General features: G+C 69.2%; 3 protein-coding genes. 1 reads left to right on the plus strand and 2 read right to left on the minus strand.

The genetic code is table 11. The annotated features are described in order from the left end of the window. Positions 1–593: 593 nt before the first annotated feature. The gene (locus ACWDUD_RS30455) at positions 594–1,322 is read right to left on the minus strand and encodes a response regulator (RefSeq protein ID WP_450111754.1); all 729 of its coding nucleotides are present in this window, start codon (positions 1,320–1,322) and stop codon (positions 594–596) included. After that, positions 1,319–2,872 (minus strand): sensor histidine kinase, encoded by a 1,554-nt coding sequence (locus ACWDUD_RS30460; protein ID WP_450111755.1) that lies wholly within the window; start codon positions 2,870–2,872, stop codon positions 1,319–1,321. Before ACWDUD_RS30460 ends, ACWDUD_RS30455 begins: the two co-directional genes overlap by 4 nt. Positions 2,873–3,103: 231 nt before the next feature. Here ACWDUD_RS30460 and ACWDUD_RS30465 point away from each other — a divergent pair, with 231 nt between their 5' ends. Further along, complete coding sequence (locus tag ACWDUD_RS30465; protein ID WP_197251848.1) at positions 3,104–4,483, plus strand: cation:dicarboxylate symporter family transporter; 1,380 nt, start codon at positions 3,104–3,106, stop codon at positions 4,481–4,483. The last annotated feature ends 111 nt before the right edge of the window (positions 4,484–4,594 follow it).

Consider the following 4,594-nt stretch of genomic DNA (forward strand, 5'->3'; position numbering starts at 1 on the left):
TCGAAGAATCACGCGATGACCGTCTTTCGTCCGGTTACGACACGCCGATCAGTTCGTTTGGTTCCGGCTCGTACACCATCCTGATGGACGCAACCTCGGAGTGCCCGGAATCGACATTCCGGGTCCACCCATCCTCCTGCACACCTGCTCCGAATCCCTGATGGACGCTCGGAGGAGCGTTCGCCGCGTCGACTCTCTCGACGCGGTGGGAACGAAAAGGAGACGTCTGTATGCGAGCCCTGGTAGAAGCTGCTTTCCTCGCTGTCCACACGCCCCTCGTCGAGGCCTACACCTGGCTCCTCTCGGTGGTGCCGATGTAGGAACCGGCGCCCGGCGCCCAACCGGCCGGTGTCCCGGCGATGATCGAAGGAGAACGGTCCATGACTGCTGCGAGCGGTAGCGCCGACTCGGGCAGGGAAGCCCGTCCCGCCCGGCGAGAGAGGAGTTTTCTCGACATGTTCGTCCAGGCGTGCAACCGAAAGGACGCGCCCTACACCGATTCGAAGCAGTCGACTCGGGACCTCCGTGCGGCACGACGGGACCGGGACTGAGTCGATACGCCCTGCCCTCCCCGGTGACGGGACTGCACCCGGTCAGTCCGGATGCCGGTTCCCGTCACCCGGGGTGGGGCGGGGATTGCGGGCGTAACGGACCTGAGGGCGGCCGGCGCGGCCGTACTCGGTGATGCGGACGAGCAGACCGTCGTCGGCGAGACGTTCGAGGTACCGCCACGCCGTCACCCGCGACACCCCGACCGCTGTCCCGACCTCGGCGGCGGTGCGGGGACCGTCCGCCTCGCGGAGGAACCCGGCGATCCGGTCGAGGGTCGCGGGGGAGATGCCCTTCGGCGCGGACGCCTTCGTGTTCGACGTGCGCAGCGCGGCCATCGCCCGATCGATATCGTGTTGCGCGACTGCGGTTTCCGATGAACCCAGCGCGGTGCGGTAGGCGACGTAGTGCTCGAGCTTGTCGCGCAGCGCGGCGAACGTGAACGGCTTGAGCAGATACAGCACGATGCCGCGGGACACGGCGGTGCGGACCACTTCGAGATCCCGGGCCGAGGTCACGGCGATGATGTCCGGGCTCGGCCGCAACCCTCCCAGTGATGCCGCCACGTCGAGCCCGCTCATGTCGGGCAGGCCGATGTCGAGCAGGACCAGGTCGATCGGTTCGCCACGGCGTACGGCCGCCGTCGCTGCCCGCAGTGCGGCGGTGCCGGTGTGCACCTCGTCGACCACCTCGAATCCCGTTATCCGCCCGAGGTATTCGCGGTGGGCCTGCGCGATGAGCGGTTCGTCCTCGACGATGAGCACTCGGATCACGAGCGACCCCCGAGGGGAATTTCCGCGACGATCATGGCGCCGAGGGACGGTTCGGTGCGCAGGACCCCGCGGTGGCGGGCGACGACCTGCGCGACCAGTGCCAGCCCGAGTCCGCGATGTTCGGATTTCGTCGAGTATCCGCGCTGCATCGCCTGCGCCAGGGTGTCCGGCGACATTCCCGGCCCGCTGTCGGCGACCTCGACGATCATCGTCGAATCTTCTTCACGGACCGTGACTTCCACCCACGGCTCGTCGGCGGTGCGGGCCGCGTCGATCGCGTTGTCGATCAGGTTCCCGACGAGCGTGACGAGATCGCGGGACGGCACCGACGGCACCGGACCGAGCGCGGTGTCCTCCGTGACGGTCAGTTCGACGCCGCGCTCGGCGGCCTCGTCGACCTTGCCGAGCAGCAGCGCCGCGAGCGCCGGTTCGGCGACGTCGGCGGTCAACCGGTCGATGAGGTTCTGGGACACCGCCAGCTCGCGCGTCGCGAACGCCACGGCCTCCTCGGACCGGCCCAGCTCGACCATCGTGATGATCGTGTGCAACCGGTTCGCCGACTCGTGGGCCTGGGCCCGCAGCGACTCGGCGAACCCGCGCACCGAATCCAGCTCCCCGAGCGTGCCGCGCAACTCGGTGTGATCGCGCAGGGTCACGACCGTCCCGATCCGCCGGCCCTCCCACTGCACCGCGTCGCTGCCCACCACCAGCACCCGGTCCCGGGTCAGATGCACCTCGTCACGCACCTCCTCGCCGGTCGCGAGCCTGCGCAGGGTCTCCGGCAGCGACTCGAACGACACCGGCTCGGACCGGAGGCCGAGCAACCTGCGGGCCTCGTCGTTGACGACGTCGACGCGCGGTGTCCCACCGCCCGACGTGCCGAACACGACCAGGCCCTCACCGATCGCGCGCAGCACCGCGTCGTGATGCTCGTACATGCGCAGCAACTGGTCCGGATTCAGCCCCAGCGTCTGCCGCCGCAGCCGGCGGGCGATGAGCACGGCGCCGGCCGCGGTCACCGCCAGCCCCGCCGCGACGACCGCGACGATGCCGGGCAGGCCGCGCAGGAAGGCCTCGGAGATGCGCTCCCGGGTCACCCCGACCGACACGAACCCGGCGAGCGTGCCGTCGTCCGCGTACACCGGGGCGATCGTCCGGATCGACGGCCCGAGACTGCCGGTGTACGTCTCGCTGTACGTCTGCCCGGCACGGGCCTGCTCGATGTGGCCGGTGTAGGGAAGCCCGATCTGCTCGGGCACGGGATGGGTCACCCGGATCCCGTCCGGGTCGACGACCACGACGAAATCGACGCCCGTGGAGGTGCGGATCCGCTCGGCGAGCGGCTGCAGCGCCGCGGTCGGATCGGGGGACCGCAGACCTTCGGCGACGTCGGGGAGCTGGGCGGTGGTCACCGCGACATCGGTCACGGCCAGGCGGGTCGTGGCGTCGGCGTCGCGGCGTTCGTCGACGACGAACAGCGCCCCTGCGGCGATCGTGACCACGGTGAACACCACGAGCTGCAGGATCAGCAGCTGCCCCGCCACGCTCATCGGCCGGCGTGTGCCGTGACGGTTCACCGGCGACCTCCCGTGAACACTATGTACGCAATCTTCTCCGTGCGCCGACCCACCATCACCATTTTGGTAGGTGGAAGTGATACCGGTCACCACCCGGGCGTGGAACATCCCTACCAGGGTCCCGCAGCAGCCGGCCGTACCACGGTCGAATCCCGAGTCCTACCGGCTGCCACCGAATCCGTATCCGTGATCGAAGGGCAACCCATGAGCACCACAGCAGTGTCTCTGCGCAAGGACCGGGCGTCCCGGCGCAAGGACCGGACCCACTGGCTGTACATCGGCGTCGTCGTCGCCGTTGTCGCCGGTGTGCTGGTCGGCTGGCAGGCACCGGACGTCGGCAAGTCTCTCGGCATCCTCGGCACCACGTTCGTCGACCTCATCAAGATGATGATCAGCCCGGTCATCTTCTGCACCATCGTGCTGGGAATCGGCTCGGTGCGCGCGGCCGCCAGCGTCGGCCGCATCGGTGGTCTCGCCCTGATCTACTTCGTCGGCATGTCGACGGTCGCGCTCGGCATCGGCCTGTTCGTCGGCAACCTGCTCGACCCGGGCAGCGGTCTGACCCTGGACGCATCCACCGCATCCTCCGGTGCGGCACTGGCCGAGAAGGCCCACGAAGCCGGCGGCACCGCCGAGTTCATCTCCGGGATCATCCCGACCTCGATGCTGTCCGCGCTCACTTCCGGCAGCGTGCTGCAGACCCTGTTCGTCGCGCTGCTCGTGGGCTTCGCGATCCAGGGCATCGGCAAGTCCGGTGAGCCGATCCTGCGTGGCGTCGCGCACGTGCAGAAGCTCGTGTTCAAGATCCTGACGATGATCCTGTGGCTGGCCCCGATCGGCGCGTTCGGCGCGATCGCCAATGTGGTCGGGCAGACCGGCCTGAGCGCGGTCCTCCAGCTCGGTGCGCTGATGCTCGCGTTCTACCTGACGTGCCTGGTGTTCGTGTTCGGTGTCCTCGGCACGTTGCTGCGCGCGGTCGCCGGGGTCTCGGTGTTCAAGCTGGTCCGCTACCTGGCCCGCGAATACCTGCTCATCTTCGCGACGTCCTCGTCCGAGTCGGCGCTGCCGCGCCTGATCGCCAAGATGGAGCACCTGGGCGTGCAGCGCACCACCGTCGGTGTCGTCGTACCCACCGGCTACTCCTTCAACCTCGACGGCACCGCGATCTACCTGACGATGGCCGCGCTGTTCGTCGCCGACGCGATGGGCCGCCCGCTCGCGCTGGCCGAGCAGCTGTCGCTGCTGGTGTTCATGATCATCGCGTCGAAGGGTGCGGCCGGGGTGACCGGCGCCGGGCTCGCCACCCTCGCCGGTGGGCTGCAGAGCCACCGCCCGGACCTCGTCGACGGGGTCGGCCTGATCGTCGGTGTCGACCGGTTCATGTCCGAGGCGCGTGCCGTCACGAACTTCTCCGGCAACGCCATCGCGACCCTGCTGATCGGCACGTGGACCAAGACCGTGGACCGTGCCCGCGTCGACGAGGTGCTGGCCGGCCGGTTGCCGTTCGACGAGTCGATGCTCGGCGACGACGACGGTCACCCGGTCCCGGAGAAGGAACCGCAGCTGCAGAAGGTCGCCGTGTAGCGCGACCCGTATCCGCCTGGCCCGACCAACGCGGCCGCGTCGGCACGGTCGCGGTCGACGAGCCGGTCGAGCACGCCTTCGAGCAGTGCGCGCCGGGTGCGGAAGTAATTG

Source organism: Rhodococcus sp. NPDC003382 (genome assembly GCF_053589135.1).